Raw genomic sequence first — 25,792 nt, 5'->3', positions numbered from 1 at the left:
GCGAGGCCGCAAGGCCAAGCGAACCCGGAATCTTGCTGCATGTGAAAGCGTCAGGCCTTGTCGCGAGATTCCGGGTTCGCGCGAGCTTCGCTCTCGCGCCCCGGAATGACGACGATCGGAATGAACTCGCCGAGGGTGGGCAAAAGCCGCGCTTGTGCCGCGCCCAGCAACCGAGCGATGCGACAAATCTGGTGGGCACGCTTCGCTTTGCCCACCCAAACATTGCTCGCAGTGATCTTATCGAATGAGGGGGCGGCGGACTGCGCCGCCCCCTCGCCCGTTCCACCTCACTCCGCAGCCGCAACCCGATCGGCCTGCTGGGCCTGCCGCTCGAACAGGCCGCGGTAAATCCCGCCGGCGCGGGCGGCGAGCGTGGCATGGGTGCCCTGCTCGGCGATCCGGCCGTGATCGAACACCAGGATCCGATCCAGGCTGCGCACCGTGGAGAGCCGGTGCGCGATCACGATCGCGGTGCGGCCCTTCATCAGCCGCTCCATCGCCTGCTGGATCAGCGCCTCGGATTCCGAATCCAGGCTCGAGGTCGCCTCGTCCAGGATCAGCACCGGCGCGTCCGCCAGAAACGCCCGCGCCAGCGCGACGCGCTGCCGCTCGCCGCCGGACAGTTTGACGCCACGCTCGCCGACCAGCGTGCCGTAGCCCTTCGGCAGCCGCATGACGAAATCATGCGCATTGGCAAGCTGCGCCGCATGCTGGATCGCCGCCATCCCGGCGCCGGGCCGGCCATAGGCGATGTTCTCCGCCAATGAGCGGTGAAACAGGATCGGATCCTGCTGCACGATCGCGATCTGGCTGCGCAGCGATTGCTGCGTCGCCTTGGCGATATCCTGACCGTCGATCAGGATGCGACCATCGCTGACGTCGTAGAGCCGCTGCACCAGCTTGACGAAGGTGGTCTTGCCGGAACCGGAGCGGCCGACCAGGCCGATCCGCTCGCCGGCGCGGATCTCCACCGACAGCCGGTCATACAGCGGCGTCGGATGGCCGCGGTAATGGAACGTGACCTCGTCGAATACGATCCGGCCGCCGTGGATGGCGATCGGCAGGGCGTCGGCCGCGTCGTCGATGCCGATCGCCTCGTCGTGGATCGCAACCAGTTCCTCCATGTCGTTGACCGAGCGCTGCAGATTGTTGATGTGCATGCCGACATCGCTCAGATAGGCGTGGATGATGTAGTAGCTGGTCAGGACAAAAGTGACGTCGCCCGGCGTGGCGCGGCCGGCCATCCACAACAGCAAGGCGCCGCCGATCACCGCGGCGCGGACGCAGAGCAGCACCGCCAGCTGCGCGGTCGAGGTGTAGTTGTAGCGCATCCAGGTGCGCAGCACCCGCGCCCGCCAACGCGTGATAACGCGCGCCAGCCGTCCGTCCTCGCGGCTCTCCGCCCCGAACGACTTCACCACCGCATTGCAGGTCAAGGCATCCGCCAGGGTGCCGCCGACCCTGGTGTCCCAGGCGTTGGAGAGCCGGGCGGCGGGCGCGACGACGCGGATCGATAAAATCACGGTCATCGCGATATAGACCAGCGAGCCGATCCCGATCACCAGGCCGAGCGACGGCCAATGCAGGCCGAGCAGGATCATCGATCCGACCAGCACGACGATCGACGGCAGCAGCGCCATCAGCAGGGTGTCGTTGAGCAGATCGAGGGCCCACATTCCGCGCGTCACCTTGCGCACGGTGGAACCGGCGAAGCTGTTGGCGTGCCAGTCGGTGGAGAAGCGCTGCACCCGCGCGAACGCCTCGCGCGCCACGTCGGACATGATCCGCAACGTGAACGGCACGATCGCCTGCATCCCGGCGAAACGCATCACCACCGAGACCACCCCGAGCGCGACGATCGCGCCGAAGGCTATGAAGGCGGCGCGGCGCGCCGTCGGATCGGTCGCGCCGGCCGTGACGGCGTCGACCAGACGCCCGGAGAACAGCGGCATGAACAGGTCGGCGACGGTGGCGCCGAGCAGGCCGAAGGCGACCGCGATCGCGCGCATCGGCTGCTTCAGCCAGTGCCGAAACACGAAGGGCAGCACCACGCGGATCGCGGTTGGTCTGGTCTTGGATTGTGTGGTCATGACATCATCATCCACCCGTGCTCACGCACAGAGCGGCTCCAACGGGGTGACGCGGGGCGGCCGTGGCGCGCGCAAGCGTCGTTAAAAATACGGAACTGGTTTGGGAGTCATGGGATCGGGAATTCAGCCCGATCGACGCTGGCGAAAATCGCCCCTAACGGGCGAAACTGGCATCCGGCTTTGGCATCGGACGCGAGGGGGCGATCTGCGAAAGCACTGTGATCATGCAAATCTCCCCGGTTCGAGCGACATGCCGCCTTATAACCCGATCGCGACACCTTCGCAACATCCCACGCCGGATCTCAATGCGCGTCCGGCGTGTCCATCGGATTGCCTGGCTTCGCCAACAGCACCACCAGCGTGCTGAGCCCGACATAGAGCACCGTCATCAGCAGGAACGCATCGGCGAAGCTCATCACCACGGCCTGGCGGTGCACGATCTGGTTGAGCTGCTTCATCGCCATCATCGAGGCGTCGCCGAGCCCCTGGAAGCGCTGGGTGAAGCTGTGGAGCAGATCGACCGCCTGGGCGTTGCCCCAGGTCACCTTGTCGTGCAGCCGCGAGATGTGAAAATCGGTGCGGTCGTCGAGCGCGGTGTTGAGCGCGGCGAGCCCGACCGCGCCGCCGAGATTGCGCATCAGGTTGAACAGCCCGGAGGCGTTCTTCAGCCGCGCCGGCGCCAGCGTGCCCAGCGCCACGGTATTGACCGGCACCATCGCCAGCATCATGCCGACGCCGCGAAAGATCTGCGGCCACAGCAATTCATTGAAATCGTAGTCCCGCGTCATCCAAGTCATCTGCCAGGTGCCGAAGGCGAACAGCAGCATGCCCACCGCGATCATCAGCCGCATGTCGACCTTCTGCATCAGCCGGCCGACGATCGGCGCCGACACGAACATCGCCACGCCGGAAATGAACATGGTCTCGCCGATCATCAGCGCGCTGTAACCGCGCACCTCGGCGAGATAGCGCGGATAGATATAGGTCAGGCCGTACAGCCCGATGCCGACCACGAAGGCGAACATGCAGCCGAGGCCGAAATTGCGGTTGGTGAAGGTCTTGATGTCGACGATCGGCTCGTGCGCGGTCAGCACCCGCCAGAAAAACGCCACCGCCGACAGCACGCAGATCACCGCGAAGGTCGCGATCGAATCGTCGTGGAACCAGTCGTTGCGCGGCCCCTCCTCCAGCACGTATTCCAGCGAGCCGAGGAAGCCGCCCATGAAGGCCAGCCCCCACCAGTCGAAATGATCGAGCAGTGCGAAATGCGGCTCGTCGAAATCGACCAGCAGCAATACGCCGATAGTGATGCCGATGCCGGGAACCACGTTGATGAAGAACAGCCAATGCCACGACATCAGGTCGGTGATGTAGCCGCCGATGGTCGGCCCCACCGTCGGCGCCAGCGTCGCCACCAGCCCGATGATGGGTCCAACGATGTGGAACTTGCTGCGCGGAAACACCGTGTAGGCCGAGGCGAACACCGTGGGGATCATGCCGGCGCCGACGAAGCCTTGGATCGCCCGCCACAGGATCATCTGCTCGATCGACGAGGTGAAGCCGCACATCAGGCTGGCGCCGGTGAAGCCCGCCGCCGAGATCGCGAACAGATAGCGGGTGCCGAGCGCCCGCGACAGAAACCCCGACAGCGGAATCGCGATCACTTCGGCGATCAGATAGGCGGTTTGCACCCAGGAGATTTCGCTGGAGCTCGCCGACAAGCCGGCCTGGATGTCCGACAGCGAGGCCGAGACGATCTGGATGTCCAGGATCGCCATGAACATCCCGAACACCATGATCAGGAACGCCAACAGCCGCATCGGCGCGATGTGGTCCGACGCCACCGGCGGGGCCGGCGGCGCGCCGGCGGCGGCCGGGGATGCGGTGGTATCCGACATGAAGCTGTCCGGGTTGATGATGGCGCCGAGCGCGGCGCCGACGCGATTAGTCCTTGGTGTTGACGCTGACGTAGACCGACATGCCGGCGCGCAGCATGTTCTCGCGCGCCACAGCGGCCGGCACCTTCACCCGCACCGGCACGCGCTGCACGATCTTGGTGAAATTGCCGGTGGCGTTGTCCGGCGGCAGCAGCGTGAACACCGCGCCGGCGGCCGGCGACAGGCTGTCGAGCGTTCCTTCGATGTGCCGATTGCTGAAGGCGTCGACCGAGATGTCGACCTTCTGGCCGGGCTTCAGCCGGCGCAGCTGGGTCTCCTTGAAGTTGGCGTCGATATAGACGTCGTCGAGCGGCACCACATTGCCGAGCCGCTGCCCGGCCTGGATGAAGTCGCCGGTGTTGACCAGGCGGTTGGAGAAGATGCCGTCGACCGGCGCGCGCACGATGGTGAAATCCAGATCGCGCAGGGCCTTGGCCAGTGCCGCCTGCAGTTCGACGAGTTGCGCGCGGGCCTCAAGCTGCTGCGCCTTGGTGACTTCGACATTGTCGCTCGCCGCCGCATAGGCCGCCTGGGCGGCCTGCACCGCCGCCGCCCCCTGATCGCGGCCGGCCTGCGACACTTCGAAGGTGGCGCGCGACGCGAAGCCCTTGGTGCTGAGCGCCTGCTGGCGATCGAAATCCAGCCCGGCGCGCTTCGAGGCGGCGTCGGCAGAGGCGAGCTGCGCCTTGGCCTGCTCGACGGCGCTGAGCTGCGCGGTGACCTGGCGGCCGATCCGCTCGATGGTCGCCTGTTGCGTGGCGATCTTGGCGCGTGCGGAGTCGACCGCGATCCGGTAGTCGCCATCGTCGATCCGGAACACGACGTCGCCGGCGCGAACCTGGACGTTGTCGCCGGGCAGGATCGCGGCGAGATGTCCCGACACCCGAGCGCCGAGCGTGGTGTTGTTGGCCCGCACATAGGCGTCGTCGGTGCCGACCAGGAAGCGGCCGACCAGCATGTAGTTGACGCCGAAATAGATCGCGGCGAGCGCCAACAATGCCGCGACGCCGAGCCCGATCAGCTTGCGCTTGTTGGACTTGTTGGCGGTGCGGGGCGGGACCTTGTCGGTGGCCTGCGGCTGGTCCTGCATCGGCGCCTCGGCGCGCGGCGACGCCGTCTGCTCCGGCTGCGGGCGCACCGGATCATGGGCAGGCGCTGCGACGCGCGCCGGCACGCTGTCGACATCCGTTTCGACCGGCAGAATGCGGGCAGTCTGGTCGCGGCTTCCGGCCATCGCGGGCTCCTTGGACGAGTTAGTGGGCCAGACGCCGTCGGCTTCAGCCTGTTTGGAGTACCTAAATTACCATTGACCGAACGGTTCGGTCAACGTAGATCGTACTTAGAATGCTTGCAGGCTCCCCTTTCGAATTGGTGCAGCGGACGGCCTTTCCTCATACGGTCTAAACCAGTGGTTGCATTTTCCAGCTCAAGCGCGGGCGCGCCGGCCGATGAAGACAGCGCCAAGCGCCGCCAGATTCTCGACGGCGCCCGCGCGGTGTTTCTCGAGCTCGGCTTCGACGGCGCCAGCATGGGAGAGATCGCGCGGGCGGCCGGGGTGTCGAAGGGCACGCTATACGTCTATTTCACCGACAAGAGCGCGTTGTTCGAAGCCATCGTCGCCCGGGAAGTGCTCGAACAGGCTAAGATCGCGTTCAACTTCGATGTCACCCGCGACACCCCCTCGACGCTGCGGGATTTCGGAATTGCCTATATTCAGTTGCTGTGCCGACCGGGCGGCGGTTCATCGATCCGCACCGTCATGGCCATCGCCGAGCGCATGCCGGAGGTCGGGAAGCGCTACTACCACAATGTCATCGCTCTGGTGATCGATCGGTTGGCGAACTATCTCGAGCAGCGCGCCGGCCTCGGCGAGCTCGCCATCGACGACTTCCATCTGGCGGCATCGCAATTCATGAAGTGCTGCCAGGCCACCTTGTTCATGCCGTTTCTTTTTAACGCCAAGCCGTCCCCCTCTGCCGAGGAGATCGTGCGGGTCGTCGATAGCGCGATCCGGATGTTTCTTGCCACCTATCAGGTTAAGCGAGGCGACTACTCGTCTTCGTAATCGTCGTCGCCGGCGGGCTTGTGCCGCGGCGGCACCTTGTGCGCGCCCAAAGAGCCGGTGATGGCCGGCGAATTCGTCGCATAGGGGTTGCGCTGCTGGACCCGCGCGGCGACCTCTTCGCCGGACACCGCGGCCGGCTGGCAGATGATGCGGCGGCTCGAGCGGCGCATCAGATCGACGTGGATGTGATCGTAGTGGAAGACGTTGGAGCCCGGCGACAGCACGGTGTTGAACACCTGGCAGGCCGAGGCATGGACGTCGCGCAAGAAGCCCTGTTCTTCCGGCAAGCCCTTCCAGCCGTCCTTGACCGAGATGCGCCGGCCGTCGGCCAGCGTGAAGGCGGCGATGTCGAGCGCGTTGCCGAAGGCGTGTTCGGAAATATGCGCGCGCGAATTGCCGTTCATGCCGCGGCAGGAATATGCCGAGATCTGCTTGATCTCGACGACGCGGACGCCGAACCAGCGCTGCGCCGCCGGCTGCACCGCCTCCGCCAGCCATTTGTCGAGCGCCGAGACGATCGGACAGGCCAAGGTGGCGACCGGCTTCAGCGCCACCGGGCCGACCGCGCCGGTGAGATCGCCCGGCCCGGGGCCGAGCCGCGGCTGCGAATAATCCTGCGGCAAAGCTGGGGCAGCGTTGCGATCGGCCGAATAGCCGGAGCTTGCGGCGCCCACCGGGCGATAACGCGGCGGTTCCGTGGCCTGGTAGGCCCCCTGCGGCGCGCCATCCGGGGGTAGATCGATGTCTTCGGCGGGCTGCGCTAAGCCCGGCGGGTTCAGCGTCATCGGTCCGGCCGAGGACGGGTATTGCGACTGCGGCGCGCTGGTCACCGGATAGGAGCTGGGCGCTGACCGTGCCTGATTGACCGGCCAGCGCGGCTGGTCGCCACCGATCGAGCCCGGCGGTCGCAGATCGTCGGCAAAGCCGAGGCCGGCGCTTTCGCCCAAGGCCGTGACCTTCAACGGAAACTCGGCACCGCAGACCCCGGGGCCGGAGATCGGATCGATCCGCACCAGGTCTTGGGTCTCTTTCACCGCGCCGGATTTCAGGCAAGCGATCTCGGCCTCGGCGCGCCAGGGTTCTCGTTCGGCTTGATACCGACCGCAACCAGCCATCGCGACGAGGACGAAGGAGCCGACGAGATACAAACGAACTCCGCGCGTCATGCGCGCACAATCGAACAATTTCTTTAACGATCTGTTCGTGCGTCGGGTTCAGCAAGCATTAACCATGGCGGCCGCGCCGTTAAGGTTGAGCGGTTAGGTTAAGTGCAGCTTGGCGTTGACGACGCGCCGCCGACGGCGCACAGCACGGCATGATGATCGACGACGACGATCGCTATCAGCTCGACGCGCAGGGCAACCGCGTGCTGATCGGGCTCACGGTCGAAGAGACCGCGGAGTTCTTCGAGCTCGAGGACGCGATCGCCAATTCCTGCCCGCGCTCGCAGCACGCCGACGACGACTGGGCGCTGCCGGAAGACCGCCGCTGGCTCGAACTCTTCGAAAAACACGAATCGGCGCGGCGGCCGTTTCTCAACGTCGGCAACAAGACCCGGCATTGAGCGAGGGAGCCGAAAACGACGACAGAGCTGAGATCGAATTACGTCCGAACGCAAGCTCGGGAGGCCGCCCCGTGCGGCGAGCCAAGCGCGGGCGCCGCCTTCACGCGCGCGACCAACCGCGCTTGGGTCCAAAGCGCCATGTCGTAGCCGTCGATGAACTGCTTGACCCAGACGATGGCGTCGTCGTCATCGGCGGCAACGAAGGCCCGCGAGGTGATGACATAGCCATCCGGGCCAACCGTAGAGGCGCAATATCCTGGCATCGTCGACTATCCCGGTTTCCTCAGTTCGCCCGCGAGCCAACCGACCGCGCCAGACCGCAGCGGATCTTCGCTCCGGCGCGCCCGGCTCTCGTTGCACTTCAAGCATTTGAAAACCCGCTCTTCCGCTCCGTTGGGTTCGGGCGCGACCGCCACCGATACCATGCGGACCTGGCATTTGGGGCACCGCGGCCGCTGCATCGGCAGCAACTCCGCATCGAGCCGCTGATCGGTCTGCTCCGCCGTCCTCGACAGCCAACTATTCATGCGTGACGCCACTTGTAGCTGACCGATCTTCTGATTGACCGCTTCGCGTTCCGGCCCCTCCGGAAGTTGGCTGGCTTGGGCTTCGAGCCGACCGCGATGCCGGGCGATCTGGTCTTCAAACGAATGCGGCTTGGAACGGCGTCGCTGCATGGCGCTAGCCTTCTTGAGGGCGTCGGCTTGATTGCCTCAGACGCTGGTAGTCTAGGGGTCCGGCGCCCTGTCTGTCTGTCAGGCAGCCAACAGTTCGGACCACCAAAATACACATAGGAGCCGTTCCGCTGCGACGCGGAGTGTGAGCCTCGATACCAACGCGTCCGGCGATCGCCTTCCGCAGCGCAACAACGCGACCGCGATGGAGCCGCTGCATCCGCGTCGTCGCTGCGCAGGCAGTTCTCTCGCAAGCCAGGGTGATGGGTCGCTGCGTGCGCAGCGACGCGTTGCGGAGGAGCGCGGCCCGATCGTAGCGCTGCGATGCAGACATCGGTATTTGATGATCCCGGCTTCCTGGAGCGTGCGCGGCTCGGCGGTCCTGAAACGGACTGACCGTTAGGCTTCATAGAAAAACGGCTGTCATTCCGGGGCGCGCGTTCGTCAGAACGAGCGAACCCGGACTCTCGCTGCCGGAGCAAACCGCCGCCACCTGTTGCAAGATTCCGGGTTCGCGCGCGGCTTGCGCCGCTCGCGCCCCGGAATGACGGCTCTTAGCGGCGAGACGCCGCGACGAAGAGTCCCGGATTTCGCTGCGCTCATCCGGGCTACGGATCTACGGGTCACAGTTAACTCAGCTCACTACGTCGCATCGAGCCGGTAGCCCGCATGAGCGAAGCGATATGCGGGAGGCAGCGGGTTGATGCGCCGATTGTTGCGGCGCAAGGACGGTTCGTCTCGCATCGTCAGCGCCGACAGATCACACCGCCTCGCGTAGCATGATGTCACTCCGCGTCGCGGCGGCGAGAGATTTTTTGTCTCGCCGCGCGCGAAGTGTGACGCCGCGGCGCGCTAATAGCCGTAGTCGTCGATATAGCGATCGAACGGCCCCGGCGGCAGGGTCTGCTGCCATTCGCCCACCGAAGCATAGCCGGGGCCGCAGCCGCCGCAGCCCTGCACCGGGACCAGATGCCGGACGTAGTTCGGCGGCGCCTGCACCCAGATCACCGGCGGCGCCTGCGGAATCCGCGGCATCGGGGCGGCGTAATACATCGGCGGCGGAGCGCGGCGCACGTAACGCGGCTGAACCGGCGCGGCCATGTAATCGGCGGCGAGTGCCGAGGTCGAGGCCAGCGCCGCGATGGCTGTGACGCAATACTGGAGCTTGTTCACGGGCGTTCTCTCGCGTCGGAGGGCTGCTGCAACCACCCTGGCGCAAGAAGGTAAAGGAACGTTTGCGGCCGGCGTCCGGCCGCGCCTCACCAAGCGTAGCGCACCACGCCCTTGCCGGCATAGGAGCGGCTGACGTCGGAGAACTCGCCCTCGAAGCTCGCCAGCAGCGAGATGCCGCCGGCGAAGCTCAGTTCCGCCTGCGCCGTGGTCAGCGCGGCATCGCGCGCCACCCTGGCGCCGCCGACCACGAAGGACGCCCCCGGCAGCGTCTGGAAGGTCGCGGCGAGGCTGCGGTCGGTATCGAAATCATGCGCCCAGGCGACGCGGCCGCGCAGCGTCAACAGCGCCGCGTTGAGCGCGAACGCCTTGTCGCTGCGCAGGCCCAGTTCGCTGCGGGTCGCGGTGGCGGTCTTGGCGCCATAGGCCAGCGCGAAGGTGTTGGGGCCGGCATTGGCCTGCTCGGCATAGGCCGGCAGATCGAACGCGGTGACTTGCGCCGCGGCGTAGGGCGTCAGGCCGAAGCTGCCAAATCCGCCGAAGCTCGGCAGCAGATAGCGGTTGCCGGCTTCGACGCGGCCGGAATAGGCGTTGGCGTTGAAGCTGCCGTGCAACTGCGCCAGCCCGCCGAGCGCGACGGTGCGGTCGGTGGTGACGTCCTGCCAGCCGTAAGCGGCGGCGGCGGTGACGTAAGCCGCGCCGCGCTGATGCCGGATGAAGGCGCCGGCCTGGAACAGGTCGGAACGGCCGCTGCCCAATCCATCGACGCCGAAACTGCTGCCGCCGCCCGCCAGTGCCACGCCAGCGACGGTCATCGGCGACAGCCAATAGTCGGCGCCGACCGCGGTGCCGGCCAGCCGCGAGGTGGCGCGGTTGGATCCCTGCGACGCGTTGCCGTCGGTGGTCTGCGAGCCGCCGAAGCCCGCGGCCCAGACGTTCCAGCGCGGCTCGACGATCGGGCGCGGCAGCGGATGCGGCACCGCCTTGCCGACCATCGCAAAGGCGCCACGCGGCGCGCCGCGCTCGCCGGCCGCGTCGGCGAAGGCCGCAGCGCCGCTCGACGGATCGACGCCGCGTCCGGCGGCGAACGGATCGGTCAGCACGCCCATGAACAGCGTCATCGCAGTGAATGTGGACTGCTGCATGCCGGTGGCCGGCTCGCCCGCCGCGATGCTCAGCCCGGCCGGCGTCAGCGCGCCGAACACCATCGGAATGCTGCCGGCCCTGGCGAAGTAATTGCTCAGCGCGCTGGCGACCCGGGCCTGGTTGACGTTGAGGCCGACCGCAGGCGTGTCTCCGGTCGGGGAAGGCGTCGGCGCCAGGTCGAGCACCAGATCGAGATAGGCGTTATTGGCGTCGTAGCCGAGGCTGGATTTGAAGCCGGACGGCAGGTTGCTGTTCGAGAGCGCCCCGAAGGTGCCGATGATGCCGCCGGTGGCATTGACCAGGGTGTATTGCTTGTTGGCATAGCTGCCGGCCGCGAAACTGGCATTCACCGTGGCGCCGCCGAGCGTCGCTGTGCCGCTGACGTTGGTGCGGTCGGAGGCGGTCGGCGAGATTTCGACCATGTAGCTCGCGGCGGCCGTGAGGGTGAGGTTGCCGGTCACGCTCAGCGTGCCGATCGAATTGCCCGGGGCGAGTGTACCGCCATTGATCGTGGTGTTGCCGACGCTGCCGGTGCCGGCGAGCGTGGCGCCGGCATTGACGCTGGTCAGCGCCGAGCTCGCGATCGAACCGTTCACCGAAAGCGTGCCGGCGTTGACCGTGGTGGCGCCCGAATAGGCGTTGGCGCCGTCGAGCGTCAGCTGGCCGGCGCCGGTCTTGGTCAGCGACACCGCATTGACGCCGTTCTGCACGACGCCGGAGAACACGGTGTCGGTGCCGTTGCTGCCGGTGGTCAGCGTGACGGCGCTGCCGCCGCCATTGCTGACGGTGCCGGCGCCGGCCAGCGAGCCGAGCCCGCGCGCAAAGCCGTTGAGGTCGAAGGTCGCGGCATTGGCGACGGTCATCGCGGTGCCGCTCGGGATCGCATTCGACGCCCCGGCGCGCAGCGTGCCGCCGGAAACCGTGGTGGCGCCGCTGTAGGTGTTGGTCGCCGACAGCAACAGCGTGCCGTCGCCGCTCTTGACCAGCGAGCCGGCCGAGGTGCCGTTGCCGACGACGCCCTGCAGCGTCGTGGTGGTGGCGCTGGCGACGTCGATGGTGGACGTGCCTGCGATGAAGAAGGCACGGGCAGCGGCCAGCGTCGTCGTCGCGGTGACGGCCAGGCCGGCGCCGTCCGAGATCACCACGTCATTGGCGACGTTGCCGAGATTGGCCGTGGCGGCGATCGACAGCGTGCCGGCGGCGATCGCGACATTGCCGGTGAAATCATTGGTCGCCGACAGCGCCAGCGTGCCGGCGCCGAGCTTGGTGATCGCGGTGTTGACGCCGCCGGTGGTCAGGCCGGTGCCGCCGATGCTGTTGGCATAGGTGACGTTGCCCGCCGACACTCCGATATTGGCCATCACGCCGCTGAGAAAGATGCCGGCGCCGGCGGTGCTGCCGGTGCTGCCGGCGCCGCCGGGGATCGCACTCGGACCGGTGCCGGTGCCGCCGGTGCCGCCGGCGCCGCCGATAGCAGTGGCGCCGTTGACCGGGGTGTCGAGAATGGTCAGGCTGCCGCCGGTGGCGACATAGATCGCGCCGCCGCGGGCACCGCCGCCGACGCCGCCGTTGCCGCCGTCCGCGCCCGGCCCCGGTCCACCGGCGCCGCTGGCGTTGGTGGCACCGTCGCCGCCCTGCCCGCCGGCGCCGCCGTTAGCATTGCCGCTGCCGCCGGGATTATTCGAGGTGTAGTTGATGCTCGCGGTGGTGCCGGAGCCGCCGCCGCCGCCGCCGCCATCGCCGAACGCCGCTCCCGGCGACCCGGCGGTTCCCTGGGTGCCGGTGTGGCCGCCGGTGCCGCCGGCGCCGCCGCCGCCGGTCGCTCCGGAATTATTGGCGACGCCGCCGGCACCGCCATTGCCGCCATTGACCGGATCCGAAACCGTATTCTGTGCCGAACCGCCCACGCCGCCGGCGCCGCCTTGCGCGATGTTGCCGGTGAAGGTCACCGCGCTCAGCGTCACGATGGCGCCGCTGCCGACCAAGAGGCCGCCGCCGCCGCCGAGCCCGCCGCCGCCACCGCCGCCCGAGCCGTAGGACAGCCCGCCGCTGTAATAGCCGTTCTCCCCGGCCAAGCCGCTGCCGCCGGTCGCCTTGGTGTTGATCACCGACAGATTGGAAATGTTGACGGTCAAGGCATTGGCGCCGTTGACCTGGATGCCCTGATAGGTCGAGCCGCCGTCGATCACCAGGCCGTTGCCGTTGACGTTGACGGTGACGTTGAGTTGGACGGCCAACAGCTGCGGCAGCGAACTCGTCAGCGTGAAGCCGGCGGTGATGTTGATGGTGACCGTGGCCCCCGCGGCGGCCGCGCCGACCGCTACGACGGCGTTATCCCAATCGCCACGACTGCCGACATCGATCGCGCGGGCAGCGGTGCCGAACAGGCAGAGCACACACCCGAGTGACAACAGCGAGGTCAGCAGGCCGCGCAGGACGCGTCCGCACGGGCCGGACCGGCCTCGGATGGTGTCAGCAGTCGTCATTTCGGGCCTGCCGTCTGAAGACTTGTTCCCGGCGTCCGATGACGCGCAGGCCGCCGTGCAACACACCGCGACGCGATCGCGGCCGACACCTTCACGCCGCCGAGAACGGCAGACGTGACCAATTCGTTGACGGGAAAGCGCGAACGCAACAACTCGTACCAGTACCAGGCCACCATCTGGCGCGGCCGGAGGCGCCGCCGGGCCGTGGAAAATCACTCAACATAAGCAGAGGGATAGCGCAGACAGAAGGGCTCGAAGCCGGTGCGATTGTTCCCCGCGCCGCGAACTCCTCAACCGTTCGTTGCATTAATGCATCATCGAACTGGGCCCGGCCGGCACACCGCAGCGGCGCTGCGCGGCATCCGCGGCGCGCGGAACTGTCGATTCGCCGCCGGCTTGACGACACCTGCAAGCCGCGAACGCCGGAACCGGGCTGGTTCGCGGCGGGGCGATCGCCTGCCGCGCGTGATGAAGGAATGACTAATCGCCGGCGTTGAATCGCACGGCTGGCGCAGCAGATCAGCAAGGCTGATAGCAACCGGCGCCGCCGATGAAACAATTCCGCCTGCGACGAAACCATTTGCCGGCATCGACGACAACTTCCAGAAACCATTGCCGCCTATCTCTGCAGCCAACGAAGCGCCGCAATGGCGCTCACAGGGCGCTCAAATCGGAGACAGGTCATGATCAATTTCGCTGGTTTCAAGCTCGCTGATAGGTCCCGCCGCTACCTTGCCTCGCTCGCGGTCTTGACGATCGGCGTCGTGGCCTTTGCCGGCCCGGCGCAGGCTGCGCCGCTGCCGCTGTTCCCGTTCCTGCCGCTGCCGATGCTGCAGCAACCGATGCCGCCGGCACCGCAGGCCCAGATCGCGCCGCAGGACGACGACGCCGTGGTTCGCAGCGAACTGCCGGCCCGGCTGAAACGCCAGGTGGTGAACTACACCACCCGCGAGGCGCAAGGCACCATCGTGATCGACACCGCCAACACCTATCTCTATCTGGTGCTCGGCAATGGTCGGGCGATGCGCTACGGCATCGGGGTCGGCCGCGACGGCTTCACCTGGTCCGGCGTGCAGCCGATCACCAGGAAGGCCGAATGGCCGAACTGGACGCCGCCCGCCGAGATGATCGCGCGGCAGCCCTATCTGCCGCGCTTCATGGCCGGCGGCCCCGGCAACCCGCTCGGCGCCCGCGCAATGTATCTCGGCGGCTCGATCTATCGCATCCACGGAACCAACGCGCCGGCGACCATCGGCACGCGGGTGTCCTCCGGCTGCATCCGGCTGACCAATGCGGACGTCGCCGATCTGTATTCGCGGGTCAATGTCGGCACCAAGGTGGTGGTGCTGCCGATCGATCGCCGCGCCGACAGCGCCGACCGCAGCCGCGGCTGATCGCACGCCGGCGGCGCCGCGCCTGGCGCCGAGCTGATACCAGACTTCGATGGCCGGCTCGCCCGGCCATCGCGCGTTTGCATCCATCGCCACGCCTGTCAGCTAACTGTCAGCTGAACTCTGCTAATGACCGGCCGAGTTGTCGCGCGACGTCGTACTCCGGCGCGAAGCGAAGGAGCGGTCCGATGGATCATCACAAGCAACAATCGGCAACGCAATTGTCGCGCCGCAAGATCTTGACGGGCGCCGGCTTCGCCGCCGGCGCGGCCTGTCTCGGCCTTGCTGTGAGCGCCGCGGCGGCGCAGCCGGGCGCGGGTCAAATCGGCTGCTCGCAGCTGATCCCGAAGAAGGCGGCCAAACACGACGTCCACCACGTGGCGAGGGTCAATTCCTTCAAGAGGTGCGAAACCTGCCGGATGTTCCTGTCGCCCGATCAGTGCATCGTGGTCGAGGGCCGGACCAACGCCGACAGCGTGTGCGAGCTGTGGGCGATCAGGGGTGGCGGTCGCATCGGCTGCGTCCCGGATCAACTGATCCAGTTGTAATCGCGCGCCGGCCGCCCTGGTGTTGGACCGAGCCTCGAACCGAGCGCGACGCCGCGTCGCCACATTGGCGACGTAATCGTTGATCATGCGACCGCGTCATGGCTTTCTCTTCACTTTGACGCGGCACTGCCTTAGCCCCGCGCCGCTGGCGTGTCTCGCCCTCCGGCTGTAGACTCGCCAAGCTCAATCCCCGGGGTCCCCATGCGTCTGAAACCTATCCTGCTCACGGTCGCCGTGCTGGCCGTGTCGTTCGTCGTCGGCCTGAAGGCATTCGACATGCTGTCGCCGCGCGTGGTGGCGACCAAGGCGCCGCCGCTGGCGCCGCTGCCGGCACTGCCCGCGGCGCGGACCTCGAGCATCGTGGTGCCGATGTCGATCACGCTGAGCGCGATCCGCGACGTCGCCGAGCGCGCCGCGCCGCGCAACTTCGCCGGCAAGGCCCCCAACCCGATGCCGCAGCTGCTGCAGGACGCCGACATCAACTGGACCGCGGCGCGCGGCGCGATCACCGCCGCCGGTTCGCAGAACCAGCTCGGGCTGGCGGCGCCGATCAACGGCTCGCTGGCGGTGAAGGGCGCGCTCAACGGCAACGCCAAGGGCGCGGTCAACGACGTGCTCGGCAAGCTGCTCGGCGGCAAGGCCGCGGCGCAGATCGGCGTCAACATCAAGAACTTCCACGCCAACGCCGACATCAAGGGCGCCATCATGATGGCGGCGCGGCCGACCATCACGCCGAACTGGCGGGTCGAGCCGAACCTCACCGCGCAAGTCTCGCTCGGCGACAGCTCGGTCGCGGTCGCCGGGATGCGCGTCAACGTGCCGGCGCAGGTCAAGCCGATGATCGACAAGGCGGTCAACGAGCAGCTCGCCTCGTTGCAGCAGCGGATCCGCAACGATTCGACGCTGGAGCAGAACGCGCGGCGCGAATGGGGCCGGATGTGCCGCTCGATCCCGCTGCAGGGCATCGCGGTGCAGGGACTGTGGCTGGAATTGCGCCCCACTCGCGCGCTGGCGGCGCAGCCCAAAGTCGACGGCAGCGCGGTGACGCTGACGCTCGGCATCGAAGCCGAGACCCGGGTGACCGCGGCGCAGACCAAGCCGGACTGCCCGTTTCCGGCGGCGCTCGGCATCGTGCCGGCGGAGGCCGCGGGCGTCTCGATCGCGGTGCCGATCGACACGCCGTTCACCGAGATCGACCGCATCCTGGAGACCCAGCTCACCAACAAGACCTTCCCCGAAGACGGCTCCGGCGCCGTCGAAGTCACCGTCAAGCACGCCTCGGTCAAGGCCTCGGGCGATCGGCTGCTGATCGCCCTCCTGGTCAACGCCAAGGAGAAGAGGAGTTTCTTCGGCTTCGGCGGCGACGCCACGGTGTACATCTGGGGCAAGCCGGTGCTCGATTCCGAGAAGCAGACGCTGCGGCTTGCCGATCTCGAACTCGCGGTGGAATCCGAGGCGGCGTTCGGGCTGCTCGGCGGCGCCACCCGCGCCGCGATGCCGTTGTTGCAGCAGGCGCTGGCCGATCGCGCGGTGCTCGATCTGAAGCCGTTCGCCAGCAATCTGCAGCGCCGGATCGCCGCGATGATCGCCGACTACCATCTCAACGAGGAAGGCGTCCGGGTGGCCTCGGAGATCGACAGCCTGCGGCTGACCGCGCTTTCCTTCGACTCCACCACGCTGCGCGTCACCGCCGCCGCCGACGGCTTTTTGAACGTCACCGTGACCGCGCTGCCGAAGCTGTGAGCTAATCGGTCGTTCCGCGCGGGTGGCGTCTCGGAGGCTGCGCCGCCCTCTCCGCGTCATGGCCGCGCTCGTCGCGGCCATCCACGCCCACCAGCGACGCCATGCCTATTTCCGTGGATGGCCGGGACAAGCCCGGCCATGACCGGGGTGAGCGACGTGCCGGACTACTCACGTGGCACTTGCGGCCGGTGGTCGAATGGGTTTCGCGAACAGCTCAACTCATTCCACGATGCTACGATATTGCGAAGCGCAATATCGCAAGCGTGCCCCGGACGAAAGCGCAGCGCGCCGCGCTTGCGGCGTGTTGCGCTGCAGAGCCGGGGCCGTCGCGGAACGACGCGCTTGAGACGGTCCCGGCTCGCATCGCAGCGCAAGAGCGCTGCTCAGCGTCCGGGACACGACTAAGCAGCCCTCAATGCAGCTTGACGCTCGGCGTCGGGCGCTGCGAGATGGTCGACAGCATCGCCCGCCAGAACACCGTGGAGCGGCCGTGCAGCGCCGCTTCGTGCATCTTGTACAGCGAGCGATACATCAGGCGTGCGAACATGCCCTCGATGAACATGCTGCGGCCGATCGCATAGCCCATCAGATTGCCGACCGCGGAGTACTTGCCGAGCGACACCAGCGAGCCGAAATCGCGATACTCGAACGGCGGGACCGGCTGCCCCGCCATGATCGGCGCGATGTTGCGGATGATGTGGGTCGCCATCTGGTGCGCCGCTTGCGCCCGCGGCGGCACCGGCGCGTCATGGCCCGGGCGCGGGCATGAGGCGCAATCGCCGATCGCGAAGATCTGCGGATCGCGGGTGGTCTGCAGCGTCGGATTGACGACGAGTTGATTGATCCGGTTGGTCTCCAGCCCGTCGAGGTCGGCGAGAAAATCCGGCGCCTTGACCCCGGCCGACCACACCACCAGTTCGGACGGGATCATCTCGCCGCTCGACAGCACCACGCCGTCGGCGCGCACCTCGGCGACGCGGGCGTTGGCGCGCACCTCGACGCCGAGTTCGCTCAACAGATCCTTGGTGGCGATCGAGATCCGCTCCGGCAGCGCCGGCAGAATGCGCGGACCCGCCTCGATCAGCACGATGTGGATGTCGCGCGACGGATCGATGCGGTCCATGCCGTAGCCGACCACGTCGCGCACGGTGTGGTGCAGTTCGGCGGCAAGCTCGGTGCCGGTGGCGCCGGCGCCGATGATGGCGATGTGCAACTGCCCGGGCCGCGGCCCATCCGGCTGCGCATTGGCGCGCAGGCAGGCGTTGACGATGCGGCGGTTGAAGCGGCTGGCCTGCTCGGGGGTTTCCAGCGGCACCGCGAATTCGGCGGCGCCCGGGGTGCCGAAATCATTGGTGACGCTGCCGATCGCCATGATCAGCGTGTCGTAGGGCACCGACGAGGCCGGCGTGATCTCGCGGCCCTCCTCGTCGAACATCGCCGCCAGCTTCAATTGCTTCTCGGCGCGGTCGAGCCCGACCACCTCGCCGTAGCGATAGACGAAATTGTGCCAATGCGCCTGCGCCAGATAGTTCAACTCGTGCTGCGAGCGACGCAGGCTGCCGGCCGCCACCGAATGCAGCAGCGGCTTCCACAGATGGGTGCGCGAGCGCTCCACCAGGGTCACCTTGGCGAGGCCCTGCTTGCCCAGCGTATCGCCGAGCTTGGTGACCAGCTCGAGCCCGCCGGCACCGCCGCCGGCCACCACGATGCGGTGCGGCCGTTCGGCCGCCGTCGCCAGTTCCGTCATGCCGCTGCCCTTTTGCGTTTCCTGCGAAGCTGACATGCTGTCGCTTCGTTCTGCTTAACGCATGCACGAAAAAGGCCGGGCAGCATAGCCGCCCGGCCTGGTAACATTACTGATAGCGCGCGATCAGGTCGAGTACTTGAACTCCGGCATCGCCTTCAGTTCGTCCTTGCTGGCGTTGAACACCGCATGATCGGGATACCACTGCTTGTCGCTCGTGCTGGACGCCGACGAGCCGGAAGCCGAGGAGCCGGTGGTGGTGGACGACGCCGTGCCGGTGCCGCTGGCGGCCGTGCCGCTCGCGGCGTCGCCGGTAGCGGCGCTGCCGGCCGGGCGGTTGGCGGCGGCGCTGCGCAGCGGCTCATTCACCCACTTGATCTTCTCGAACGGGATCGCGATGTTGCGCTCGCCCATGCCGAGGAAGCCGCCGACGCCGATCACCGCGGCCTGGATCTTGCCGGACTGATCGACCAGCAATTCGCTGATTTCGCCGAGGCTCTCGTTGTTGCTGTTGTAGACGTTGATACCGATCAGCTTCGAGCTGCGCCATTGGCCCTGATGCGACATGCTGGAGGCCGACGTCGCAGACGCGCTGGGCGCGGTGGTGGTGGCGCTCGGCGTCTGCGCGACCGCGGCGGACGCCAGCAAAGCGGTGCCGAGCAGGCCGGCGGTGATGGATTTCGCGAACATGTGTCTCTCCCTGTTGGAACGGTCCAATCGAAACGACCACCGCGCGCGCATGTTCCGGACGTGCGACAATTTTGACTCGCGCCAGCCCGGTTCCACGGCGGAGCGTCGCGCGATCCCCTCGTCCTCGGCAAAGGCGCGTTGACACCGCGCGCTATCGGCCTACATTGCGGGCTGTTCCGAGGGGGGCTCCGACGAGGAGCTGAGATACCGCTTGCTGGCATTCGCATGGAGCGAATCACCAGGGCGCGGTGACCCTTTGAACCTGATCCGGGTCATGCCGGCGAAGGGACAGGGATGTACCAGACCACGCAGTCTAAACGCGGGCCGTTGCCCGTTGATCTCCGCACAAATGCGCCGATTTCGGTGATCGGCGCCGGCATTGCCGGGGCCTGGCAGGCCTTGATGCTGGCCCGCGCCGGACGCGACGTGACGCTCTACGAGAGCGGCGATTCCGAAATGACCCAGGCCACCAGCCATTGGGCCGGCGGCATGCTGGCGCCGTGGTGCGAGGCCGAATCGGCCGAGCCGGTGATCAGCCGGATCGGCATGCGCTCGCTCGATATCTGGCGCGAGGAATTCCCCGAGACGCCGTTCAACGGCTCCTTGGTGGTGTCGCATCCGCGCGACCGCGCCGACTACGAGCGCTTCGCCAAATTGACCACCGGGCATCAGCGGCTCGACGCCAAGGGCGTCGCCGAACTGGAGCCGGCGCTGGAAGGCCGCTTCCGCGAAGGCCTGTTCTTCGCCGACGAAGGCCATGTCGAGCCGCGCGTGGTGCTCGCCAAATTGCACGAACGGCTGATCGAGGCCGGCGGAACTATTCACTTCATGTCGGCGCAGAATCCCGACGAGCTCGACGGCGTGGTGATCGATTGCCGCGGACTGTCCGCGCGCGATGCCGCCCCCGAACTGCGCGGCGTCAAGGGCGAGATGATCGTTATCGAGTCCAAGGACGTGCAATTGTCGCGCCCGGTGCGGCTGATGCATCCGCGCTGGCCGGTCTATGTGATTCCGCGCCCCGACAACGTGTTCATGGTCGGCGCCACCACCATCGAGAGCGAGGACGAGGGCGTCAGCGTCCGCTCGGCGCTGGAACTGTTGACCGCGGCCTACGCGCTGCATCCGGCGTTCGGTGAGGCGCGGATTCTGGAATTCGGTTCCGGTCTGCGCCCGGCGTTCCCGGACAATCTGCCGCGGATCTCGCTCGGCAACGGCCGCATCGCGGTCAATGGCCTGTATCGCCACGGCTTCCTGCTGTCGCCGGCGCTCGCCGAGATGACGCTGGCCTATGTGCAGCGCGGGGTCATCAACAACGAGGTGATGCAATGCGTGTGATCGTCAATGGCGAGCACGCCGAGGTTGCCGCTGCCCGCGTCGACGCGCTGCTGAGCGAACTCGACTACGCCGGCAGCCACGTCGCGGTGGCGGTGAATTTCGAAGTGGTGCCGCGCACCAAATGGGCCGAGACGCCGCTGAACAGCGGCGACGAGATCGAGATCATCACCCCGCGCCAGGGAGGCTGAGATGGTCAATTTCTGCGGCAAGGAATTCTCATCGCGGCTGTTGATCGGCAGCGCGCTGTATGAATCGCCGGCGATCATGCAGGACGCGATCCGCGCCGCGGGCGCCGAGATCGTTACGGTGTCGCTGCGTCGCGAGACCGCCGGCGGCAAGGCCGGCGACGTGTTCTGGTCGCTGATCCGCGAACTCGGCGTCACCGTGCTGCCGAACACCGCGGGCTGCCGCACCGTGCGCGAGGCGGTGACCACCGCCAGGCTGGCGCGCGAATTGTTCGGCACCTCCTGGATCAAGCTCGAAGTGATCGGCGATAACGACACGCTGCAGCCCGATGTGGTTGGCTTAGTCGAAGCCGCCACCGAGCTAGTCAATGACGGCTTCGAGGTGTTTCCCTATTGCACCGAGGATCTCAGCGTCGCGATGCGGCTGGTCGACGCCGGCTGCAAAGTGGTGATGCCTTGGGCGGCGCCGATCGGCAGCGCGCGCGGCATCACCAACCGCGACGCCTTGCGGCTGCTGCGCGACCGGCTGCCCGACATCACGCTGGTCGTCGATGCGGGGCTGGGCGCGCCGAGCCACGCCGCGGCCGCGCTGGAACTCGGTTTCGACGCCGTGCTGCTCAACACCGCGATCGCCAAGGCGGCGGATTCGGTGGCGATGGCCGGCGCCTTCAAGCTCGCGGTCGAGGCCGGACGTATCGCCTACGAGTCCGGGCTGATGGACGCCCGCGACTTCGCTTCCCCCTCCACTCCAGTGATCGGGACACCCTTCTGGCATGCCGTATCCTGATCGCTTCTATCCGGTGGTCGACAGCCTCGCCTGGGTGGCGCGGCTGACCGCGCAGGGCGTCGGCACGCTGCAGCTGCGGGTCAAGGAGCTCGACGACGCGCAATCGCTGCAGCTGGTCACCGACGCGCTGGCGCTGGTGAAAAACACCACGACCCGGCTGGTGATCAACGATTACTGGCGCGCCGCGATCGTCGCCGGCGCGCAGCATCTGCATCTCGGCCAGGAAGACCTCGCCGACGCCGACCTTGGCGAAATCCGCAAGGCCGGGCTGACGCTCGGGCTCTCGACCCATGACGACGCCGAACTCGAAACCGCGCTTAAGGCAGAGCCGGACTACATCGCGCTCGGGCCGATCTTTCCGACCACGCTGAAGTCGATGCGCTTTGCGCCGCAGGGCGTGCCGAAGCTCCGCGACTGGAAAAAGCGCGTCGGCAACATTCCGCTGGTGGCGATCGGCGGCATCAAGCTGGAACAGGCCGACGAGATTTTTGCAGCCGGCGCGGACTCCATCGCCGTGGTCAGCGACGTGACGCAAAACCCCGACCCCGACGCAAGGGTGCGGGCCTGGCTGGATTATGTCGCGGCGGCGGGATGATGAACGACCGAACCGAAAAGCGTGCCCCGGACGCAGCGCAACGCGCCGCCCTTGCGGCGTGGTGCGCTGCAGAGCCGGGGCCGTTACGGAGGCAGTCTTCGTAACGGTCCCGGTTCTGCAAAGCCGCGCGAAGCGCGCTGCTTTGCGCCCGGGACACCAAGCCTGTTCGGCGGAACCGATTTCTTGCTCCGCGCCGACTTGGCTCGCAATGACGGGGGGATTGCACCCGATGCCGACACCGAAACGCTACGCCGTCGATAAAAACACAAACAGGAGGATAGCATGAACATCCGGTCCAATCCCGACACCACGCTGCCCGCTGTGACCACCGGCCCGCTGCCCTCCTCGCGCAAGATCTTCGCGACGCCCGACGAAGCGCCGGAGCTGCGCGTGCCGTTGCGCGAGATCATCCTCAGCGACGGCGCCGGCGAACCGAACCTGCCGGTGTACGACACCACCGGCCCCTACACCGATCCCAGCGTCACCATCGACGTCAATGCCGGGCTGTCGCGGATCCGCACCGCCTGGGTGAAAGAGCGCGGCGGCGTCGAGGAATATCAAGGCCGCGACGTCAAGCCGGAGGACAACGGCAATGTCGGCGCCGCCCACGCCGCAAAATCCTTCACCGCCTATCACAAGCCGCTGCGCGGACTGGATGCGCCCGCCGCAGGCACGGCGAACTCCCCTCCCCCTCGCGGGGAGGGGTCGGGGGTGGGGGGAGCAACAAACACTGTGCCCTCCTCTACCCCCCTCCCCACCCCTCCCCCGCAAGGGGGGAGGGAGCAAGGCATCGCCTATGCGTGCGGCCCACACCTGCCGCCGATGGTGACGCAGCTGGAATTTGCCCGCGCAGGCATCATCACCAAGGAGATGATCTACGTCGCCACCCGGGAAAACCTCGGCCGCAAACAGCAGCTCGCGCGCGCCGAGGCAGCGCTGGCCGACGGCGAATCGTTCGGCGCGTCGGTGCCGGCCTTCGTCACCCCGGAATTCGTCCGCAGCGAGATCGCGCGCGGCCGCGCGATCATCCCCGCCAACATCAACCACGGCGAGTTGGAGCCGATGATCATCGGCCGCAATTTTCTCACCAAGATCAACGCCAATATCGGCAACAGCGCTGTCACCTCCTCGGTCGAGGAAGAAGTCGACAAGATGGTGTGGGCGATCCGCTGGGGCGCCGACACCGTGATGGACCTCTCCACCGGCCGCAACATCCACACCACGCGGGAATGGATTCTGCGCAACGCGCCGATCCCGATCGGCACCGTGCCGATCTATCAGGCGCTGGAGAAGTGCGAAGGCGATCCGGTCAAGCTCACTTGGGAGCTATATCGCGACACGCTGGTCGAGCAATGCGAACAGGGCGTCGATTACTTCACGATCCACGCCGGCGTGCGGCTGGCTTACATCCACCTCACCGCCAACCGCACCACCGGCATCGTGTCGCGCGGCGGCTCGATCATGGCGAAGTGGTGCCTGGCGCATCACCAGGAGAGCTTCCTCTACACGCATTTCGACGAGATCTGCGACCTGATGCGCAAATACGACGTGTCGTTCTCGCTCGGCGACGGCCTGCGGCCGGGCTCGATCGCGGATGCCAACGACCGCGCGCAATTCGCCGAATTGGAGACGCTCGGCGAGCTCACCAAGATCGCCTGGGATAAGGGCTGCCAGGTGATGATCGAAGGCCCCGGCCATGTGCCGCTGCACAAGATCAAGATCAACATGGACAAGCAGCTGAAAGAATGCGGCGAGGCGCCGTTCTATACGCTCGGGCCTTTGACAACAGACATTGCGCCTGGCTACGACCACATCACCTCGGGCATTGGGGCGGCGATGATCGGCTGGTTCGGCTGCGCGATGCTGTGCTACGTCACGCCGAAGGAACACCTTGGCCTGCCCGATCGCAACGACGTCAAGGTCGGGGTGATTACTTACAAGATCGCCGCCCATGCCTCCGATCTCGCCAAGGGCCATCCGGCGGCGCAATTGCGCGACGACGCGCTGTCGCGCGCCCGCTTCGACTTCCGCTGGCAGGATCAGTTCAACTTAGGCCTCGATCCCGACACCGCGCAGGCGTTCCACGACGAGACGCTGCCGAAGGACGCCCACAAGGTGGCGCATTTCTGCTCGATGTGCGGACCGAAATTCTGCTCGATGAAGATCACACAGGACGTGCGCGACTACGCGGCGGGGCTTGGCGACAACGAGAAGGCGGCGCTCAATCTGGCCGGCGGCAGCTCATTGGGCAGCGTCGGGATGTCGATCTCCGGCAAGCTGGAAGACGGCCTGCCCGCCGACGCTTTTGCCAAGGCGGGCATGGCGGAGATGAGCGAGAAGTTTCGGACTATGGGCGAGCAACTCTATCTCGACGCCGAGAAGGTGAAGGAAAGCAACAAGGCGCTGTCGTAGGGCGCGCACTGTCGCTTATAAAGTTATGCCCGGGTTTGACCCGGGCATCCATCTCCACAACGAGAGTCGTGCGAGAATCGGTGCTATCATCGCAATAGTAGCGGGGAATCGGCGTCCGCGATCACGAAAAGCGAGCCGTGCCATCAAAACCGATTCTCGACATATCGCCAATCGTCAGAACGTGTGATTGACTGCGACAAACTCCTCGCCTTCGAATGGCCTACAATAGAAGTCTGACGGTTTCCAACTCGGCACTTTACTCAAATTGAAAAACGTTCTCAGCTCACTTCTTGACCAGTATTTCGGCTGACCGAATTGCGCGCACATCATTACAAAGCACCCACATAGGGCCTCCAAAGCGTTGCGAAGCGTTGCACTTGAGAAGTGCGTCTCACGGTCGTGTTTGACTTGGTTATATGCATGATACCATGGCAAGCTCTTGGTGGGGTGCGAAGTCCTCCAACCGGCAAACGGCCGTATTGGCCCAACCCATGGGTAGAATTGCAACGATAACTCGTACTCATCCAGCTTCATTGGCTCCAACAACTTAACGTAATCGTTAGTTGAATTTCCAGTACTTCCGTTTGCGGTAAGTATGGCTCGCCAACTCGTCTCAACCTCCATTGCCGCAAGCATCAAAAGGTTACGAATCTCGTGACCAAATACATTCATCGTCTGAAATGGATCTGGATGCACCACCCGGAACACCTTCTCGATCTGCTCAACCAGCGCAAAGAGCTGCCCATTGTTCATTTGTATATACGACCACGCGGCACTCGTACCAGGATTGAACCCTGGTGACGCCGTTACCTTATGATCAGCCGGCCTTGCCATTCGCGGAAAGTACTGTCCTGGTCGAAGAGAAAGCCGCACGAACTCCCAATCAACGTGATGTTCTATGGCCAAAGGCTCCTCAGAGAGAATTCGGCAACATTGAGCCTGCCCTACTCGTTGAAGAAATTCGTCTGAGATTGTCCAGATCGTCGCCCCGCCAATTTTCCCTCCAGGAGGGATGCCAACGAAATAGTTCTCCATTCTTCGAATGCCTTTTTTCGTGTCGATCGCAATCGTAGCGCTTCGGATTGGTTAAGCAAGCAAGCGTAGCCCGGATGAGCGAAGCGATATCCGGGGTCTTGCGTGAAGTGCCCCTCCCCCGCGTGTCGCTACGCTCACGCGGGCTACGGCTTCGCCAATCGCCCTGCTCCCGGCGTCTCGACATTCGCCCCCTCC

21 protein-coding genes and 1 riboswitch are annotated in these 25,792 nt (G+C 66.4%); of the genes, 10 read left to right on the top strand and 11 right to left on the bottom strand.

Features of this window, described 5'->3' with window-relative positions; all coding sequences use genetic code 11:
• Nucleotides 1–50 precede the first annotated feature (50 nt).
• From RPC_RS26150 to RPC_RS10890, 4 genes are all read right to left on the bottom strand, one after another.
• The gene (locus RPC_RS26150) at nt 51–215 is read right to left on the bottom strand and encodes a hypothetical protein (protein WP_157043188.1); all 165 of its coding nucleotides are present in this window, start codon (nt 213–215) and stop codon (nt 51–53) included.
• A 72-nt stretch (nt 216–287) separates the two neighbouring features.
• Nucleotides 288–2,090 carry an ABC transporter ATP-binding protein gene (locus RPC_RS10900; protein ID WP_011472635.1) on the bottom strand — a complete coding sequence of 601 codons (1,803 nt, stop codon included), beginning with the start codon at nt 2,088–2,090 and terminating at the stop codon, nt 288–290.
• A gap of 302 nt (nt 2,091–2,392) precedes the next feature.
• Nucleotides 2,393–3,988, bottom strand: coding sequence for a DHA2 family efflux MFS transporter permease subunit (locus RPC_RS10895; RefSeq protein ID WP_011472634.1), 1,596 nt, complete (start codon nt 3,986–3,988; stop codon nt 2,393–2,395).
• Nucleotides 3,989–4,034: 46 nt separating this feature from the next.
• Entirely contained in the window at nt 4,035–5,261 is a 1,227-nt protein-coding gene (locus RPC_RS10890; RefSeq protein WP_011472633.1) for an HlyD family secretion protein, read from the bottom strand.
• A 174-nt stretch (nt 5,262–5,435) separates the two neighbouring features.
• Between RPC_RS10890 and RPC_RS10885 the strand changes: the two genes are divergently transcribed.
• A complete protein-coding gene (locus RPC_RS10885; protein WP_011472632.1) occupies nt 5,436–6,092 on the top strand; it encodes a TetR/AcrR family transcriptional regulator in 657 nt (218 codons plus the stop codon).
• On the opposite strand, the gene RPC_RS10880 is transcribed toward RPC_RS10885, so the two are convergent.
• Nucleotides 6,077–7,258: an extensin family protein gene (locus RPC_RS10880; protein ID WP_011472631.1), complete on the bottom strand. Its 1,182-nt coding sequence runs from the start codon at nt 7,256–7,258 to the stop codon at nt 6,077–6,079. The genes RPC_RS10885 and RPC_RS10880 overlap by 16 nt on opposite strands.
• A 149-nt stretch (nt 7,259–7,407) precedes the next feature.
• On the opposite strand from RPC_RS10880, the gene RPC_RS10875 reads away from it, so the two are divergent.
• Complete coding sequence (locus RPC_RS10875; RefSeq protein WP_011472630.1) at nt 7,408–7,656, top strand: hypothetical protein; 249 nt, start codon at nt 7,408–7,410, stop codon at nt 7,654–7,656.
• Between the two features lie 38 nt (nt 7,657–7,694).
• On the opposite strand, the gene RPC_RS10870 is transcribed toward RPC_RS10875, so the two are convergent.
• The 3 genes from RPC_RS10870 to RPC_RS10855 form a co-directional block, all read right to left on the bottom strand.
• Nucleotides 7,695–7,919: a hypothetical protein gene (locus tag RPC_RS10870; protein ID WP_011472629.1), complete on the bottom strand. Its 225-nt coding sequence runs from the start codon at nt 7,917–7,919 to the stop codon at nt 7,695–7,697.
• Between the two features lie 1,263 nt (nt 7,920–9,182).
• A complete protein-coding gene (locus tag RPC_RS10860; RefSeq protein ID WP_157043187.1) occupies nt 9,183–9,503 on the bottom strand; it encodes a hypothetical protein in 321 nt (106 codons plus the stop codon).
• Between the two features lie 86 nt (nt 9,504–9,589).
• Nucleotides 9,590–13,132: an autotransporter outer membrane beta-barrel domain-containing protein gene (locus RPC_RS10855; RefSeq protein ID WP_011472626.1), complete on the bottom strand. Its 3,543-nt coding sequence runs from the start codon at nt 13,130–13,132 to the stop codon at nt 9,590–9,592.
• 683 nt (nt 13,133–13,815) lie between these two features.
• Between RPC_RS10855 and RPC_RS10850 the strand changes: the two genes are divergently transcribed.
• From RPC_RS10850 to RPC_RS10840, 3 genes are all read left to right on the top strand, one after another.
• On the top strand, nt 13,816–14,526 hold the full coding sequence (locus RPC_RS10850) for a L,D-transpeptidase (protein ID WP_011472624.1): 711 nt from the start codon (nt 13,816–13,818) through the stop codon (nt 14,524–14,526).
• Between the two features lie 185 nt (nt 14,527–14,711).
• Nucleotides 14,712–15,071, top strand: coding sequence for a hypothetical protein (locus tag RPC_RS10845; RefSeq protein WP_041801658.1), 360 nt, complete (start codon nt 14,712–14,714; stop codon nt 15,069–15,071).
• Between the two features lie 201 nt (nt 15,072–15,272).
• Nucleotides 15,273–16,814, top strand: coding sequence for a DUF4403 family protein (locus RPC_RS10840; protein WP_011472622.1), 1,542 nt, complete (start codon nt 15,273–15,275; stop codon nt 16,812–16,814).
• A 412-nt stretch (nt 16,815–17,226) separates the two neighbouring features.
• Here RPC_RS10840 and RPC_RS10835 read toward each other — a convergent pair whose 3' ends face one another.
• Together RPC_RS10835 and RPC_RS10830 are read right to left on the bottom strand one after the other, a co-directional pair.
• Nucleotides 17,227–18,597: an NAD(P)/FAD-dependent oxidoreductase gene (locus RPC_RS10835; RefSeq protein WP_011472621.1), complete on the bottom strand. Its 1,371-nt coding sequence runs from the start codon at nt 18,595–18,597 to the stop codon at nt 17,227–17,229.
• 87 nt (nt 18,598–18,684) lie between these two features.
• Complete coding sequence (locus tag RPC_RS10830) at nt 18,685–19,248, bottom strand: PRC-barrel domain-containing protein (protein WP_011472620.1); 564 nt, start codon at nt 19,246–19,248, stop codon at nt 18,685–18,687.
• A gap of 169 nt (nt 19,249–19,417) precedes the next feature.
• Nucleotides 19,418–19,555, top strand: a riboswitch (TPP riboswitch).
• Between RPC_RS10830 and RPC_RS10825 the strand changes: the two genes are divergently transcribed.
• The 5 genes from RPC_RS10825 to thiC all read left to right on the top strand — a co-directional run bounded on the left by RPC_RS10825 (nt 19,543) and on the right by thiC (nt 24,562).
• A complete protein-coding gene (locus tag RPC_RS10825) occupies nt 19,543–20,583 on the top strand; it encodes an FAD-dependent oxidoreductase (RefSeq protein WP_011472619.1) in 1,041 nt (346 codons plus the stop codon). Its footprint overlaps the riboswitch before it by 13 nt.
• Nucleotides 20,574–20,771, top strand: coding sequence for a sulfur carrier protein ThiS (gene thiS, locus RPC_RS10820; protein ID WP_011472618.1), 198 nt, complete (start codon nt 20,574–20,576; stop codon nt 20,769–20,771). Before RPC_RS10825 ends, thiS begins: the two co-directional genes overlap by 10 nt.
• Before the next feature lies 1 nt (nt 20,772).
• Nucleotides 20,773–21,555 carry a thiazole synthase gene (locus tag RPC_RS10815; protein WP_011472617.1) on the top strand — a complete coding sequence of 261 codons (783 nt, stop codon included), beginning with the start codon at nt 20,773–20,775 and terminating at the stop codon, nt 21,553–21,555.
• Nucleotides 21,542–22,150: a thiamine phosphate synthase gene (locus tag RPC_RS10810; protein WP_011472616.1), complete on the top strand. Its 609-nt coding sequence runs from the start codon at nt 21,542–21,544 to the stop codon at nt 22,148–22,150. The genes RPC_RS10815 and RPC_RS10810 overlap by 14 nt, the downstream gene beginning before the upstream one ends.
• Nucleotides 22,151–22,432: 282 nt before the next feature.
• Nucleotides 22,433–24,562, top strand: a complete 2,130-nt coding sequence (thiC, locus tag RPC_RS10805) for a phosphomethylpyrimidine synthase ThiC (protein WP_011472615.1) — start codon at nt 22,433–22,435, stop codon at nt 24,560–24,562.
• Between the two features lie 174 nt (nt 24,563–24,736).
• Here the strand turns inward: thiC and RPC_RS26145 are convergent, their stop codons facing one another.
• Nucleotides 24,737–25,597, bottom strand: coding sequence for a hypothetical protein (locus RPC_RS26145; protein ID WP_011472614.1), 861 nt, complete (start codon nt 25,595–25,597; stop codon nt 24,737–24,739).
• Between the last annotated feature and the right edge of the window lie 195 nt (nt 25,598–25,792).

It is taken from the genome of Rhodopseudomonas palustris BisB18, assembly GCF_000013745.1.
In the GTDB taxonomy this organism is placed as follows: Bacteria; Pseudomonadota; Alphaproteobacteria; order Rhizobiales; family Xanthobacteraceae; genus Rhodopseudomonas_A; species Rhodopseudomonas_A palustris_F.
The sequence above is the reverse complement of the archived record's forward strand: the minus strand, read 5'-3'. Positions and strand labels throughout refer to the sequence as shown.

What these genes read in the sequence shown, in the direction of transcription:
- RPC_RS10900 (WP_011472635.1), bottom strand. Translation starts at nt 2,090, where the DNA reads ATGACCACACAATCCAAGACCAGACCAACCGCGATCCGCGTGGTGCTG.
- RPC_RS10895 (WP_011472634.1), bottom strand. Translation starts at nt 3,988, where the DNA reads ATGTCGGATACCACCGCATCCCCGGCCGCCGCCGGCGCGCCGCCGGCC.
- RPC_RS10890 (WP_011472633.1), bottom strand. Translation starts at nt 5,261, where the DNA reads ATGGCCGGAAGCCGCGACCAGACTGCCCGCATTCTGCCGGTCGAAACG.
- RPC_RS10880 (WP_011472631.1), bottom strand. Translation starts at nt 7,258, where the DNA reads ATGACGCGCGGAGTTCGTTTGTATCTCGTCGGCTCCTTCGTCCTCGTC.
- RPC_RS10875 (WP_011472630.1), top strand. Translation starts at nt 7,408, where the DNA reads ATGATGATCGACGACGACGATCGCTATCAGCTCGACGCGCAGGGCAAC.
- RPC_RS10870 (WP_011472629.1), bottom strand. Translation starts at nt 7,919, where the DNA reads ATGCCAGGATATTGCGCCTCTACGGTTGGCCCGGATGGCTATGTCATC.
- RPC_RS10855 (WP_011472626.1), bottom strand. Translation starts at nt 13,132, where the DNA reads ATGACGACTGCTGACACCATCCGAGGCCGGTCCGGCCCGTGCGGACGC.
- RPC_RS10850 (WP_011472624.1), top strand. Translation starts at nt 13,816, where the DNA reads ATGATCAATTTCGCTGGTTTCAAGCTCGCTGATAGGTCCCGCCGCTAC.
- RPC_RS10845 (WP_041801658.1), top strand. Translation starts at nt 14,712, where the DNA reads ATGGATCATCACAAGCAACAATCGGCAACGCAATTGTCGCGCCGCAAG.
- RPC_RS10840 (WP_011472622.1), top strand. Translation starts at nt 15,273, where the DNA reads ATGCGTCTGAAACCTATCCTGCTCACGGTCGCCGTGCTGGCCGTGTCG.
- RPC_RS10835 (WP_011472621.1), bottom strand. Translation starts at nt 18,597, where the DNA reads ATGTCAGCTTCGCAGGAAACGCAAAAGGGCAGCGGCATGACGGAACTG.
- RPC_RS10830 (WP_011472620.1), bottom strand. Translation starts at nt 19,248, where the DNA reads ATGTTCGCGAAATCCATCACCGCCGGCCTGCTCGGCACCGCTTTGCTG.
- RPC_RS10825 (WP_011472619.1), top strand. Translation starts at nt 19,543, where the DNA reads ATGTACCAGACCACGCAGTCTAAACGCGGGCCGTTGCCCGTTGATCTC.
- thiS (WP_011472618.1), top strand. Translation starts at nt 20,574, where the DNA reads ATGCGTGTGATCGTCAATGGCGAGCACGCCGAGGTTGCCGCTGCCCGC.
- RPC_RS10815 (WP_011472617.1), top strand. Translation starts at nt 20,773, where the DNA reads ATGGTCAATTTCTGCGGCAAGGAATTCTCATCGCGGCTGTTGATCGGC.
- RPC_RS10810 (WP_011472616.1), top strand. Translation starts at nt 21,542, where the DNA reads ATGCCGTATCCTGATCGCTTCTATCCGGTGGTCGACAGCCTCGCCTGG.
- thiC (WP_011472615.1), top strand. Translation starts at nt 22,433, where the DNA reads ATGAACATCCGGTCCAATCCCGACACCACGCTGCCCGCTGTGACCACC.
- RPC_RS26145 (WP_011472614.1), bottom strand. Translation starts at nt 25,597, where the DNA reads ATGGAGAACTATTTCGTTGGCATCCCTCCTGGAGGGAAAATTGGCGGG.